Origin of the sequence: Azospirillum sp. TSH100, assembly GCF_004923295.1 — a bacterium.
Taxonomy (GTDB): Bacteria; Pseudomonadota; Alphaproteobacteria; order Azospirillales; family Azospirillaceae; genus Azospirillum.
In genome coordinates this window covers 1,641,299-1,654,561 of the sequence record NZ_CP039634.1, presented here as the reverse complement: position 1 = coordinate 1,654,561, position 13,263 = coordinate 1,641,299, and the positions used below count along the sequence as shown (strand labels likewise).

The following is a 13,263-nucleotide window of genomic DNA, read 5'->3' as shown; positions in this document are numbered from 1 at the left end:
ACTCCATCTTTGACGGCATGACTGATAAAGCCCCGCTCCAGCCCGGGTCGGCCGGGCGCTTCACCGATGCCAAAGCCGCGCTGGCCTGTGTGCGCGACATTTACGAACGCAACACGGCCTACCTGCGCGACCGTTTCTCCGCCTACACCCAGGGCGAGGAGGAAGGCGGGCGGAACCGGGCCTATTATCCCTATGTGCGGATGACCGCAGTGTCCGGGGTGGCGGTCGATACCCGGCTGTCATACGGCTTCGTCGAGGGGGTCGGCGTCCATTCGACCACGGTGACACGGCCCGATCTGTTCGAGCGCTATCTGCTGGAACAGTTCACGCTTTTGCTGCGCAACCACGGCGTCCCGCTGGAGGTCGGCGTCAGCGAGGAGACGATCCCGATCCACTTCGCCTTTCCGAACGGCATGTATGTCGAAGGCGACCTGCCGCCGGACCGACTGACCAAGCTGCCGGACCTGTTCGACCTGCCCGATCTGGCGCGGATGGACGACACCATCGTCAACGGCACCTTCGACGGCGGGCCGGACGCGGTGAAGCCGCTGGCCCTGTTCACGGCTCCTCGGGTGGACTTCTCGCTGCACCGGCTGCGCCACTACACCGCGACGGCGCCGGAGCATTTCCAGAACTTCGTCCTGTTCACCAACTACCAGTTCTATGTCGACGAGTTCATCCGGCTGTCGCGCGAGATCATGGAGCCGACCGGCGATGCCGATCTGGCGGCCTACCGGGCGCAGTATGACAGTTTCGTCGAGCCCGGCGACATCGTCACCACCAACCAGAATCGGGGCGGTTTCGCCGAAGTTCCTGCGGGCAAGCTGGCACGCATGCCGCAGATGCCGGCCTACCACCTGAAACGGCCGGACGGCAACGGCATCACGCTGGTGAACATCGGCGTCGGCCCGTCCAACGCCAAGACGATCACCGACCACATCGCGGTGCTCCGACCGCATGCGTGGCTGATGCTGGGCCATTGCGCCGGCCTGCGGCATACCCAGCGGCTGGGCGACTATGTGCTGGCCCACGGCTATGTCCGCGAGGACCATGTGCTGGACGCCGATCTGCCGCTGTGGGTGCCGGTGCCGGCGCTGGCCGAGGTGCAGCGGGCGCTGGAAACGGCGGTGGAACGGGTGACCGGGCTGTCGGGTTTCGACCTGAAGGGGATCATGCGCACCGGCACGGTGGCGACCATCGACAACCGGAACTGGGAACTGCGCGACCACCGCGAACCGCTGATGCGCTTCAGCCAGAGCCGCGCCATCGCGCTGGACATGGAAAGCGCAACGATCGCCGCGAACGGTTTCCGCTTCCGCGTGCCGTACGGGACGTTGCTGTGCGTGTCGGACAAGCCGATGCATGGGCAGCTGAAGCTGCCGGGCATGGCGGACCGCTTCTATCGCGAGCGGGTCGACCAGCATCTGAAGATCGGCGTGCTGGCGATGGAGTTGCTGCGCGAGCACGGGATGGAGACGCTGCACTCCCGCAAGCTGCGCAGTCTGGCGGAAGTGGCGTTCCAGTAAGGAAGAGGGAGCGGGTGCAAGACCCGCCCCCTCGTCAGACTCAAGCAGCCGCCAGCAGCCCCTCGATTTCCTTCGCCGCGCCGGCCAGCGCCTTGTCCTTGGCCTCCGGCCCCATGCCGACGCCCTCGGCGCGGATGAAGGTCACATCGGTGATGCCGAAGAAGCCGAACACGGTGCGCAGATAGGCTTCCTGGTGGTCCAGGCCGGCCAGCGCCGGGTTGGTCGAATAGACGCCGCCACGGCCCGAAGCCACGATCACGCGCTTGCCGCCGGCCAGACCCTGCGGGCCCTTCTCGGTGTAGCGGAAGGTACGGCCGGCCTGGGCGAGGCGGTCGATCCAGGCCTTCAGCTGGCTCGGGACGGAGAAGTTGTACATCGGCGCGCCGACCACGACGACGTCGGCGGCCAGGAACTCGTCGACCAGGGCGTTGGTCAGGGCCAGCTCTTCGCTCTGACGCGGGCTCAGACCCTCGACGACGCCGAGCTTGACGACCTGGAGCAGCTCGCCATCCAGATGGGCCGGCGGGTTGGCGGCGACGTCACGGGTGACGACGCTGGCCACCGGATCGGCCTTCACCAGAGCCTCGATGATGGAGGCGGTCAGCTGGCGGGTGACGGAGGCGGTGCCGAGCGGGCTGGAGTCGACATGCAGGATCTTGGTCATGGCGGAAGGAGCCTCTTGGTTGTTGCGGCGGTCTGGGACCGGCCGGTTTCTGACGCCCAAGATGCCCCTTTGTTTTCCGTCGGTTAAGCCGGGCTGTGCGCGAAAGATCGTCTCTGGAGAAGCAACAATCAGCCCGGCCGGCGGCGTCAGCGCGTCACCAGCGCCCCGCTGCGGAAAACCGCCATCTGGCCCGGCTGCATCACCGTCCAGGCTTCGTCCCTGGTCAGCGGCCGGGTGGCGATGACGGTGACCACGTCGTTGGGCGTCGTCTCCTGGGAGAAATCGACGCTCATGTCGGCATCGAGCAGGGTGGCGGCGCCGAAGGGCGCCTTGCGGGTCAGCCAGGCAAGGTTGGTGGCGCAGTGGCACCACAGATAGCGCCCGTCGCTGAGCAGCATGTTGAACACGCCCAGTGTGCCCAGATCGGCAGCCAGATGGCGGATCAGCTTCATCAGCCCGCCCGTCGTCTTCGGCGGCTCCGGATACTGCATGCGGATCTGGTCGAGCAGCCAGCAGAAGGCATGCTCGCTGTCGGTGCTGCCGACCGGCTCGTAGAAGGTGAGGATGCGATCCTTGATCCCCTTCAGCTGGCCGTTGTGGGCGAAGGTCCACACCCGTCCCCACAGCTCGCGGGTGAAGGGATGGGTGTTTTCCAGCGACACCCGGCCGCGGTTGGCGCGGCGGATGTGCGAGATCACCGTACAGGACTTGATCGAATAGCGGCTGACCAGCCGGGCGATCTCCGACTCCGCACTGGGTGCCGGATCGTGGAAGGTGCGGCACCCCTTCCCCTCATAGAAGGCGATGCCCCAGCCGTCGCGGTGCGGGCCGGTCTGCCCGCCGCGGCGCATCAGGCCGGCGAAGCTGAAACAGATGTCCGTGGGCACGTTGGCGCTCATGCCCAGGAGTTCGCACATGGTGTCCTCGTCCGCCGCTTGTCATCGCCCGTGGGAGCGACAAGCTACGACAGGTGGTGCTTGAGGTCACGCATTGACGGCGAGGGACGAGCCGGATTGGCGAGCTCAGTTGGCAACCGAAACCAAGCGATGGATCAAGAAACCATAAGCCATTGAAAAGAATTAGTTTTTTAAATAAAGCTTCAATGACTTTCATCCTGCATATAGGTAAATAAGCCTTGCTTCCGGACGTCGGAAGCCGATGCAGCGTATGGAGAAGCAGGATGACGCAGACTTTCACCCTTGCCGGCGACGCTTGGCAGAGCGCCAACTGGCAGGTCGCCCAGCGCATGGCAGCTCCCTTCGCCCCTCATCCGCAAAACCCCGCGACCATGGCGGTCACCGTCGATCCCGGCGCCCTGCTGAAGAGCGGCGTGCTGGTGGAGACCGGCACCCAGTCCACGCCCACCCTCGTCCGGCCCGCCAGCGTCCGGGTGGACCGGATCGTGATCGATCGCGGCACCGGCCTGATCTCGGTGGTTTCCGGCACCGATGGCAGCATGGCTCCGCCTGCCATTCCGACCAACAGCTTCCCCTGTGCCCGAGTTTTCCTGACCTCCACCATGCCGGCGATCACAGCCGACGCAATCTTCGATGAGCGAGTGCTGGCGGATGCGGCCGCCACCGCTGCCACCCCGGTCGCCTGCCGGGCTGGCCGCACCACCGACCAGACCGGTATCGTCAACGGGTCGCTGCAGAAGGTGCTGTTCAACGACGCCCCGATCAATGTCGGCGGTGGCTTCGATACCACCAACAGCTGGTTCAAGCCGACGGCCGCCGGCTATTACAACCTCTTCCTCCAGTGCGCCTTCACATTGTCCGCCGGCAATGTCCAGCTCAACGCGGCGATCTACAAGAACGGTGCGGTGGTCAGCCGGGCCGAGTACGGCCCCGGCGCCAATTCCATGCAGGCGGTCGCCGTTTCCGATCTGATCTATCTGAACGGAACCAGTGATTACCTGGAGTTCTACACCGCCCAGGCGTCTGGCGGGACGCTGAGCCTGATGGGCGGCAGCACCTACACCTACATGACGGCGGCGAAGGTCGCCTGACGCACACAGTTCGGACGCCGGCCGGCCTGCCGGGCCCGCCTCTGCTGCACGGTCACACCCAAGGCGCCGCACCCCGGCGCCTTGGGGAAGGGAGCTGCTCAGTTGCCGCCGGATTTCGGGGCGGAACAGGGCGACATGTCCGGTCGCAGGCAGCCCTCCATCTTCCCCTCCGCCGGCGCAGCGCCGCCCAGCCCGATCCAGGCATCCACCCGGCCGGTCTCGAAGCCGCAGTCGCGGCGGTCGCCGACCTGCATCAGCGGGCGGCGGATCAGCAGCGGCCGGTCGACCATCGCGGCCAGCGCCGCAGCCTCGTCCATCGCTTCCGGCACCACCTCGCCGCTCTTCACCGCCGGCGCGGCGCGGTTGAACCAGTCGGCCACCGGCCGGTCGCCGAAGAAGGGCCGGAGGGTCTCCGGCGTCCAGGGCTCGGCCAGCAGGTCGCGGGCGATCACCCGGTGGCCGGCCCGCTCCAGCAGGGCCCTTTGCCGGGCATTGCCACCGCAGCCGGGCTTTTCAAAGAAGATCACGTCGGCCATGGTCATTTCCCCCGGAACAGCGGCGCGCGGGCCAGCAGCGCGTCGGTTTGCTGACAAATCTCGTCATGGACCTTGCGGTCCAGCTTGCGCAGCCAGCGCGACGGGATGGATTCGACGCCATAGGTGGCGCCGGCCAGCATGCCGGCGATCGCGCCGGTGGTGTCGGCGTCACCACCCTGGTTCACCGTCTCGACCACGCAGGATTCGACCGAATCGGTCTGGAAGTAATAGTGGAAGACGGTCTGCACCGTATCGACCACGAAGGCGGTGGACAGTCCGCGATAAGGCTCGAACTTGAACTGGCGGTGCCTGGCGATGAGGGCGTTCGCCTCCTCCCGCGCGGCGACGATGCCGCCGCCCAGCACCAGCCGCCGCACCATCCGGCCCAACGCGATCACAGCGGAGTCGGACAATTCGTTGCAGTGGGTGATGTGCGACTGTTCCACCGACCAGCGCTCGAAAGCCGCGTCATCGCCCAGCGTCGCCAGCACCACCGGCAGGTTGCGCATCGCCGCCCCGTTGCCGGCATGATACTCCGACTCCGGCTCCTCCAATGTGCCATGCATGATGAAGCGGCGGATGCCGCGGCGCGTCGTGTCGCCGACATCGACCGGCACCGATTTCAGCCAGATGGCGAACTCCTCGGCGGCGCGGCGGGCCTCCCACTCCGGCCCCGACAGGATGGCGCGGCCGAGATGCAGCGACATCTCCGTATCGTCGGTCACCTGTCCGGCCGTCAGCTTCAGCCAGCCGCCGCCCTTGATGTGCTTGTGAACGCCATATTGATGGGCGATCTCGCCCTTGGTCAGGAACTCCACCGTAGCCCCCAGCGCATCGCCACAGGCGAGTCCGAGATAGGCGCCGAGCGCCCTGGAACGAATGTCTGAGGACAGGATTTCAGCGGAACGGATGTCGGGCGTCGGAATCGTCGGATCGGTCATGCCATCGGGCACAGAGCCCGCCCTTTCCTGGTGCGCCCCGCGAGACGGCCCACAGGCCGCCGCCGGGCGTGAGGTTGTCAGAGAAGCGACACACCCACCCGGTAATCCCCGCCGATCACCAAGTATTCTCCTTCGCCCTGAAAAGGGTAGCGCGGCAGAATGTCGCGGAAGAAGACCACCTTGGACAGCGGCACCCAGGCATCGAGGATGTAGTCGCCGAACTGGCCGGCGATGTCGCGGTCGATGGAGAAGGAACACAGGTTGTTCAGCCGCAGCACCGCGGTGCGCTTGTCCGGCCGGGCGACGATGTGGTGTTCCTCGAAATCGTTGACGCCGCGGAAGAGGCGGATGTGCGAGGCCCAGTTGGGCATCGGCGCGTCGGGCCAGCCGCGGCGGATCGTCCACTGGCAGAACTCGTACAGAAGGTCGAGTTGCAGGTGGATGTTGTTGTTGTGGAAGCGGGTCGACTGCTTCTGCTCGCCATAGGCGGCCCAGGCGTCGGAGGCGAAGCGGCGGAGCGGCCCGCCATGGAAGGTCGGCAGCAGGCCGAACCGGCTTTCGACCCAGCCCTTCAGCACCGCCCCTTCCGCCCGGTTGCTGTCGAACAGCCAGCCCTTCAGCAGACGCAGGTAGCTGGCGCGGAAACGCCGCTTGCCGTCCGGCCCTTCGATCCCGGAAAAGTCGGGGTTCACCCCGAACACCTCCGCCATATGGCGCTGGAAGATGTCGGACGCCGTCAGCGCGTCGCGGCACTCGTCCAGCGCCTCGAACAGGGCGGCGTGTTCGCTGCGGGTGGCACCGATGCGCAGGCGCCGCGGCTCGTCATTGTAGGCTTCGCCGCACAGGAATGCGGCCGGAACATTCACGAGGTTGGTGCGATGGGCGCGCAAGGCCAGCGGGGAATCGGGCGGCGCGTCGGACGCCGGGATCCGACCGTTTGCATCGCGCATCGTCACACCGTCCGTCACCCCATCGGCCACGCCGGTTCGCTCCACCCGAATATCATTACTTCTTATATGGATATTGCATAAGCGAACGCGTGCCAAGCCCTCACCGGCGCGATCTGCGGAATCGTCGCGCCGCATGTCGCAACATTGTCCATTTGCAGCCGAACGATCCATCCCCATACTCAATACAGCGACGCTTACGATCCGGCGGCACCCGCATGGCCTTCTGGCCGACCAAGTACGACGACAGCCGGCGCCGGCGCACTCCGCCGCTGCCCCCCCAGGCGCTTGTCCGCACGCCCGCCGAAACGCCCGTCACCCCCGCCGACAGCCCGCCGCGTGGCACCGCCGAGGCGCGTACGGTTCTACGGCTCGCCCAGCTTCTGCGCGGCACCATCACGCCGCTTCGCGGCGACGCCGTTCTCGAACTGCTGGAACCGCACCGGCCACGGCTGGTGCCCAAGCCGGTCAATCCGTTGCCGGCGATGGTCGGCAAGCCGCCCGGACAGATGATCGACGCGCTGCTGCGGCCGATCGGGCAGATCGTCACCGACGTGCTGCTGCCCGGCGTGCGCGACCATCTGATCGACCGGCTGGTGACCGGCCGCACCGACCATGAGGAAAGCCTGCCGGGTGCCGTCGACCTCGCCGAGGCGATGCGGGCACTGGTCAGCCGGATGCGCGGCGCCGGCAAGGGCCATCTCCAGGCCGTCATCGCCGCCATCGAGACCGATGCCCGCGCCACCGCCGACACCCTGACCAGGGACAGCCGCCCCATCGACGTCGGCGGGATCGACCGGCTGGCCCGCGCGCTGCTGCGCTTCGAGGTGCGGCGGATGGCGCTGGAGGCTCTCGGCGGCGGCAGCGCCTTGCAGGATGTCGTCTATCAGTCGCGGCGGCTGGCGCGCTATTCGCTGCGCCGGGCAACGGAGGCGATCGAGGGCTTCGTCGCCGACCGTGGACTGAAGACGCTGCACGCCAGCCTCGCCACGCTGGCCCAGGCCGACGGGCTGATCGTCATCGCGCTGCGCAATCTGGACGACCAGGAGGAGACGAAGGAGGAATCCGGCCCCTTCGTCGAGCCGGCCGACCGCAAGGCGATGAACGACTGGCTGTCGGCGGCATGGCGGCTTTCCGACACATTGTTCGATCTTGTCGGCAAGGCGGCGGCGGGCGGCGAACTGGACGACCTGCTGTTCGCGGCGCTGCTGCGCCAGTTGCGCAGCCTCCATCATTTCTGCGCCGACCTGACCCATGCCGGCCGGCCGGCCGCCGTGGACACGCTGAAGCAGCGGCTGGTCGAGCGTTGCGATGCGCTGGCCCGCCAGACCGGTGAACGGCTGGTCGAGGTGCTGCTGGCGAAACCCGCCGATCCGGCGCTGGCCCGCCGCCTGTTGGCGCGCGGCCGGCTGCTGGCGCAGCTGCTTTACGACATGAACCGCGACGAGGCGGTGGAGGAGCTGGCGCTCCGCATCGTCGTTGCGGCCGAAGCGCTGGGCGAGGGGCGGTAGGATTTCCCGCCTGACAGGGTCCGTGAACCTTCCCGCAACAAAGACCACAAAAAATGTCCGGCTTTGTCGTGTGTGTCAGGACCCCGACAAAGAGCCGGGAGGAGCTGTTTCCGGAAAATATATATTTATATCAGTGTATTAGGTCGTCTTTCCGCTCTGGCACGGGTCGTGCAATCCATGAAATCCGAAGCGGCCACGAACCGGCCGTACCGGATCGAAGCACACACCCACGACCCAAGCACAGGAGCGACCCACATGGCCAAAGCGCCTCTGCGTCAGATCGCCTTTTACGGCAAGGGCGGTATCGGCAAGTCCACCACCTCTCAGAACACGCTGGCCGCGCTGGTCGAGCTGGATCAGAAGATCCTGATCGTCGGCTGCGATCCGAAGGCCGACTCGACCCGCCTGATCCTGCACGCTAAGGCCCAGGACACCGTCCTGCATCTGGCCGCCGAGGCCGGCTCGGTCGAGGATCTGGAGCTCGAGGACGTTCTCAAGGTCGGCTACAAGAACATCAAGTGCGTCGAGTCCGGCGGTCCGGAGCCGGGGGTCGGCTGCGCCGGCCGCGGCGTCATCACCTCGATCAACTTCCTGGAAGAGAACGGCGCCTACGACGATGTGGACTATGTGTCCTACGACGTGCTGGGCGACGTGGTCTGCGGCGGCTTCGCCATGCCGATCCGCGAGAACAAGGCCCAGGAAATCTACATCGTCATGTCCGGCGAGATGATGGCGCTCTACGCCGCCAACAACATCGCCAAGGGCATCCTGAAGTACGCGCACAGCGGCGGCGTCCGCCTCGGCGGCCTGATCTGCAACGAGCGCCAGACCGACAAGGAATGGGATCTGGCCGACGCGCTGGCCAAGCGCCTGGGCTCCAAGCTGATCCACTTCGTGCCGCGCGACAACATCGTCCAGCACGCCGAGCTGCGCCGCATGACGGTCATCGAGTACGCCCCGGACAGCAAGCAGGCCGGCGAATACCGCGCGCTCGCCAACAAGATCCATGCGAATTCCGGCCAGGGTTGCATCCCGACCCCGATCACCATGGAAGAGCTGGAAGAGATGCTGATGGACTTCGGCATCATGAAGACCGAGGAGCAGCAGCTCGCCGAGCTGGCTGCCAAGGAAGCGGCGAAGGCCGGCGCCTGATCCCAGGCGTAGCGACGGTTGCCTACCGGCCCCCCTGCCCCATCGGCGCAGGGGGGACCGCCTGAACACTGGCCCCATCCCCAGCCCCGCACAACGCCGACCCAACCACCATAGGGGCGACGGCGTGGGAGGGAGGGGCTCGGTCACGCGCTGCAGTGGCGCGAATATTCAAGCAGGAGGCCGGCTATGAGCCTGTCCGAGAACACCACGGTCGACGTCAAGAACCTCGTCAACGAAGTCCTCGAAGCCTATCCCGAAAAATCCCGCAAGCGCCGCGCCAAGCACCTGAACGTGCTGGAGGCCGAGGCCAAGGACTGCGGCGTCAAGTCGAACGTCAAGTCCATCCCCGGCGTCATGACCATCCGCGGCTGCGCCTACGCCGGCTCCAAGGGCGTGGTGTGGGGTCCGATCAAGGACATGATCCACATCTCCCACGGGCCCGTGGGCTGCGGCTACTACTCATGGTCCGGCCGCCGCAACTACTACATCGGTGACACCGGTGTGGACAGCTGGGGCACGATGCACTTCACCTCGGACTTCCAGGAGAAGGACATCGTCTTCGGCGGCGACAAGAAGCTGCACAAGGTCATCGAGGAAATCAACGAGCTGTTCCCGCTGGTGAACGGCATCTCGATCCAGTCGGAATGCCCGATCGGCCTGATCGGCGACGACATCGAGGCTGTCGCCCGCGCCAAGTCGGCGGAAATCGGCAAGCCGGTCATCCCCGTGCGCTGCGAAGGCTTCCGCGGCGTGTCCCAGTCGCTGGGCCACCACATCGCCAACGACGCCATCCGCGACTGGGTGTTCGAGAAGACGGAACCCAAGGCCGATTTCGTCTCCACCCCCTATGACGTCACCATCATCGGCGACTACAACATCGGCGGCGATGCCTGGTCGTCCCGCATCCTGCTGGAGGAGATCGGCCTGCGCGTGATCGCCCAGTGGTCGGGCGACGGCACGCTCGCCGAGCTGGAGAACACTCCGAAGGCCAAGGTCAACCTGATCCACTGCTACCGCTCGATGAACTACATCGCGCGCCACATGGAAGAGAAGTTCAATATTCCTTGGATGGAATACAACTTCTTCGGTCCGAGCCAGATCGCCGAGTCCTTGCGCAAGATCGCGGCACTCTTCGACGACAAGATCAAGGAGAACGCTGAGAAGGTCATCGCCCGCTACCAGCCGATGGTCGATGCCGTCATCGCCAAGTACAAGCCGCGGCTGAACGGCAAGAAGGTGATGATCTATGTCGGCGGTCTGCGTCCCCGCCACGTCGTCGATGCCTATCACGACCTGGGCATGGAGATCATCGGCACCGGTTACGAGTTCGCCCACAACGACGACTATCAGCGCACGCCCCACTATGTGAAGGAAGGCACGCTGATCTACGACGACGTCACCGCGTTCGAGCTGGAGAAGTTCGTCGAGGCGATGCGTCCCGACCTCGTCGCGTCGGGCATCAAGGAAAAGTACGTGTTCCAGAAGATGGGCCTGCCGTTCCGCCAGATGCACAGCTGGGACTACTCCGGCCCGTACCACGGCTATGACGGCTTCGCGATCTTCGCCCGCGACATGGACCTGGCCATCAACAACCCCGTCTGGGGCGTGATGAAGGCCCCGTTCTGACCATCGGCCTCTGGAACAGGAGAATTTGAGAATGACCGATAAGCTTTCGCAGAGCGCCGACAAGGTCCTCGACCACTACACCCTCTTCCGGCAGCCCGAATACGCGGCGATGTTCGAGAAGAAGAAGACCGAGTTCGAGTACGGGCATTCGGACGAGGAAGTCGCCCGCGTCTCCGAATGGACCAAGTCCGAGGACTACAAGGCGAAGAACTTCGCCCGTGAAGCGGTGGTCATCAACCCGACCAAGGCCTGCCAGCCGATCGGCGCGATGTTCGCCGCCCAGGGCTTCGAGGGCACCCTGCCCTTCGTCCATGGCTCCCAGGGCTGCGTCGCCTATTACCGCACCCACCTGACCCGCCACTTCAAGGAGCCGAACAGCGCGGTCTCCTCGTCGATGACGGAGGACGCGGCGGTGTTCGGCGGCCTGAACAACATGATCGACGGCCTGGCGAACGCCTATGCGCTCTACAAGCCGAAGATGATCGCGGTGATGACCACCTGCATGGCTGAAGTCATCGGCGACGACCTGCAGGGCTTCATCGCCAACGCCAAGAACAAGGACAGCGTCCCGGCCGACTTCCCGGTGCCCTACGCCCACACCCCGGCCTTCGTCGGCAGCCACATCGTCGGCTACGACAACATGATCAAGGGGATCCTGACCAACTTCTGGGGCACGTCGGAGAATTTCGACACGCCCAAGACCGAGCAGATCAACCTGATCCCGGGCTTCGACGGCTTCGCCGTCGGCAACAACCGCGAACTGAAGCGCATCGCCGGCGAGTTCGGCGTGAAGCTGCAGATCCTGTCCGACGTGTCCGACAATTTCGACACGCCGATGGATGGCGAGTACCGCATGTATGACGGCGGCACCACCATCGAGGAGACCAAGGAGGCCCTGCACGCCAAGGCCACCCTCTCCATGCAGGAATACAACACCACCCAGACCCTGCAATTCTGCAAGGAGAAGGGCCAGCAGGTCGCCAAGTTCAACTACCCGATGGGCGTCACCGCCACCGACGAGCTGCTGCTGAAGCTGGCGGAACTGTCGGGCAAGCCGGTGCCGGCCAGCCTGAAGCTGGAGCGTGGCCGTCTGGTCGACGCCATTGCCGACAGCCACACCCACATGCACGGCAAGCGCTTCGCCGTCTACGGCGACCCGGACTTCTGCCTGGGCATGACCCGCTTCCTGCTGGAACTGGGTGCGGAGCCGGTGCACATCCTGTCGACCTCCGGTTCCAAGAAGTGGGAGAAGCAGGTCCAGAAGGCTCTGGACGCCTCGCCCTTCGGCGCCTCGGGCGCGGCCCATGGCGGCAAGGACCTGTGGCACCTGCGCTCGCTGGTGTTCACCGACAAGGTCGACTACATCATCGGCAACAGCTACGGCAAGTATCTGGAGCGCGACACCAAGATCCCGCTGATCCGCCTGACCTACCCGATCTTCGACCGTCACCACCACCACCGCTATCCGACCTGGGGCTACCAGGGCGCGCTGAACGTGCTGGTGCGGATTCTGGACCGGATCTTCGAGGACATCGACGCCAACACCAACATCGTCGGCCAGACCGACTACTCGTTCGACCTGATCCGCTGACCGGCCCGCCGGCAGCCCATCAGGCATCGGTTCAGCCCAACCGTCGGCCCGGGATCTCCATCCCCCCGATCCGACGGCAACCTCCCAAACCCGGAGTGCGTCGGCGACGGCGCGCTCCGGTTTTTTTGCTTCAGCCGTCCCGCAGGGCGAACCCCACGACCCGCTCGAGCGCGCGGTCGGCGGCCGCTTGCCAACCCTCGCCGCCCAGCTCGATCACTACCGGCGGCAGGCCGACCGAGGGGGCGGCGGCATTGTCGCGAACCGGGCGGGCGCGCAACAGCAGCCGGGGACGTCCGGTGCCATTCCAGTCCTGACGCCCCTCCAGAACCACGAGCAGGATCGGACCATCGACGATGGGAGGTCTATCCTCGGCAGGTTCGGCATCGGCGGCTACCGTGCGCAGGCCGAGGCGGACCACCGACCTGCCCTGTCCGGACAGCTTCCGCACGACGAGATCGGCGGCCGCATCGCACAGCAGCGTCGCTTCAGGCGGCGCCGGGCGCTCATTGAGATCGAGGTAGCGGCAGGCAACCCCAATCTCGCGCCCCGGCTCCTGCGCCAGCCGGATCACGGCGCCATCCCGCGTCGCTCCTTTCTGCGCCGCCTCATCCTGCGCCGCCATGGCCGGCAAGGTCATCAGCGCCCCGGCGATCATCCCAAGGCAGCACCGTCCGATCCCGACCATCGTTCCATTCCATTCCTGCATGCGCATTCCTGCGAGCGTTCTGATACGGCCGGTCCCGCCCTGTCCCTGCGCAGGA

At 65.9% G+C, this 13,263-nt stretch carries 12 protein-coding genes; 6 read left to right on the top strand and 6 right to left on the bottom strand.

Annotated features, from left to right (window positions below):
* Positions 1-17 precede the first annotated feature (17 nt).
* Entirely contained in the window at positions 18-1,526 is a 1,509-nt protein-coding gene (locus tag E6C72_RS07890) for an AMP nucleosidase (RefSeq protein WP_109087178.1), read from the top strand.
* Positions 1,527-1,566: 40 nt separating this feature from the next.
* Here E6C72_RS07890 and E6C72_RS07885 read toward each other — a convergent pair whose 3' ends face one another.
* Positions 1,567-2,190 (bottom strand): FMN-dependent NADH-azoreductase, encoded by a 624-nt coding sequence (locus E6C72_RS07885; protein WP_109087179.1) that lies wholly within the window; start codon positions 2,188-2,190, stop codon positions 1,567-1,569.
* Positions 2,191-2,336: 146 nt separating this feature from the next.
* Positions 2,337-3,107 carry a class II glutamine amidotransferase gene (locus E6C72_RS07880; protein ID WP_109087180.1) on the bottom strand — a complete coding sequence of 257 codons (771 nt, stop codon included), beginning with the start codon at positions 3,105-3,107 and terminating at the stop codon, positions 2,337-2,339.
* Between the two features lie 263 nt (positions 3,108-3,370).
* Between E6C72_RS07880 and E6C72_RS07875 the strand changes: the two genes are divergently transcribed.
* Positions 3,371-4,198, top strand: coding sequence for a hypothetical protein (locus E6C72_RS07875; protein WP_109087181.1), 828 nt, complete (start codon positions 3,371-3,373; stop codon positions 4,196-4,198).
* A 98-nt stretch (positions 4,199-4,296) separates the two neighbouring features.
* Here E6C72_RS07875 and E6C72_RS07870 read toward each other — a convergent pair whose 3' ends face one another.
* The 3 genes from E6C72_RS07870 to E6C72_RS07860 form a co-directional block, all read right to left on the bottom strand.
* A complete protein-coding gene (locus E6C72_RS07870) occupies positions 4,297-4,734 on the bottom strand; it encodes an ArsC/Spx/MgsR family protein (protein WP_109087182.1) in 438 nt (145 codons plus the stop codon).
* Between the two features lie 2 nt (positions 4,735-4,736).
* Entirely contained in the window at positions 4,737-5,675 is a 939-nt protein-coding gene (gene draG, locus E6C72_RS07865; protein WP_109087183.1) for an ADP-ribosyl-[dinitrogen reductase] hydrolase, read from the bottom strand.
* Between the two features lie 77 nt (positions 5,676-5,752).
* A complete protein-coding gene (locus E6C72_RS07860; protein ID WP_247875863.1) occupies positions 5,753-6,625 on the bottom strand; it encodes an NAD(+)--dinitrogen-reductase ADP-D-ribosyltransferase in 873 nt (290 codons plus the stop codon).
* A 215-nt stretch (positions 6,626-6,840) separates the two neighbouring features.
* Here E6C72_RS07860 and E6C72_RS07855 point away from each other — a divergent pair, with 215 nt between their 5' ends.
* The 4 genes from E6C72_RS07855 to nifK all read left to right on the top strand — a co-directional run bounded on the left by E6C72_RS07855 (position 6,841) and on the right by nifK (position 12,502).
* Positions 6,841-8,133, top strand: a complete 1,293-nt coding sequence (locus E6C72_RS07855) for a hypothetical protein (RefSeq protein ID WP_109087184.1) — start codon at positions 6,841-6,843, stop codon at positions 8,131-8,133.
* Between the two features lie 255 nt (positions 8,134-8,388).
* The gene (nifH, locus tag E6C72_RS07850) at positions 8,389-9,285 is read left to right on the top strand and encodes a nitrogenase iron protein (protein WP_012973395.1); all 897 of its coding nucleotides are present in this window, start codon (positions 8,389-8,391) and stop codon (positions 9,283-9,285) included.
* 186 nt (positions 9,286-9,471) lie between these two features.
* Positions 9,472-10,911 carry a nitrogenase molybdenum-iron protein alpha chain gene (gene nifD, locus E6C72_RS07845; RefSeq protein WP_109087185.1) on the top strand — a complete coding sequence of 480 codons (1,440 nt, stop codon included), beginning with the start codon at positions 9,472-9,474 and terminating at the stop codon, positions 10,909-10,911.
* Positions 10,912-10,942: 31 nt separating this feature from the next.
* Positions 10,943-12,502, top strand: a complete 1,560-nt coding sequence (gene nifK / locus E6C72_RS07840; RefSeq protein ID WP_109087186.1) for a nitrogenase molybdenum-iron protein subunit beta — start codon at positions 10,943-10,945, stop codon at positions 12,500-12,502.
* 130 nt (positions 12,503-12,632) lie between these two features.
* On the opposite strand, the gene E6C72_RS07835 is transcribed toward nifK, so the two are convergent.
* Complete coding sequence (locus E6C72_RS07835; protein ID WP_136700697.1) at positions 12,633-13,208, bottom strand: hypothetical protein; 576 nt, start codon at positions 13,206-13,208, stop codon at positions 12,633-12,635.
* Positions 13,209-13,263: the final 55 nt, after the last annotated feature.

Coding starts and splice junctions, on each gene's coding strand:
- nifD (WP_109087185.1), top strand. CDS start 9,472: ATGAGCCTGTCCGAGAACACCACGGTCGACGTCAAGAACCTCGTCAAC.
- draG (WP_109087183.1), bottom strand. CDS start 5,675: ATGACCGATCCGACGATTCCGACGCCCGACATCCGTTCCGCTGAAATC.
- nifK (WP_109087186.1), top strand. CDS start 10,943: ATGACCGATAAGCTTTCGCAGAGCGCCGACAAGGTCCTCGACCACTAC.
- E6C72_RS07890 (WP_109087178.1), top strand. CDS start 18: ATGACTGATAAAGCCCCGCTCCAGCCCGGGTCGGCCGGGCGCTTCACC.
- E6C72_RS07885 (WP_109087179.1), bottom strand. CDS start 2,190: ATGACCAAGATCCTGCATGTCGACTCCAGCCCGCTCGGCACCGCCTCC.
- E6C72_RS07875 (WP_109087181.1), top strand. CDS start 3,371: ATGACGCAGACTTTCACCCTTGCCGGCGACGCTTGGCAGAGCGCCAAC.
- E6C72_RS07880 (WP_109087180.1), bottom strand. CDS start 3,107: ATGTGCGAACTCCTGGGCATGAGCGCCAACGTGCCCACGGACATCTGT.
- E6C72_RS07855 (WP_109087184.1), top strand. CDS start 6,841: ATGGCCTTCTGGCCGACCAAGTACGACGACAGCCGGCGCCGGCGCACT.
- nifH (WP_012973395.1), top strand. CDS start 8,389: ATGGCCAAAGCGCCTCTGCGTCAGATCGCCTTTTACGGCAAGGGCGGT.
- E6C72_RS07860 (WP_247875863.1), bottom strand. CDS start 6,625: ATGCGCGATGCAAACGGTCGGATCCCGGCGTCCGACGCGCCGCCCGAT.
- E6C72_RS07870 (WP_109087182.1), bottom strand. CDS start 4,734: ATGGCCGACGTGATCTTCTTTGAAAAGCCCGGCTGCGGTGGCAATGCC.
- E6C72_RS07835 (WP_136700697.1), bottom strand. CDS start 13,208: ATGCAGGAATGGAATGGAACGATGGTCGGGATCGGACGGTGCTGCCTT.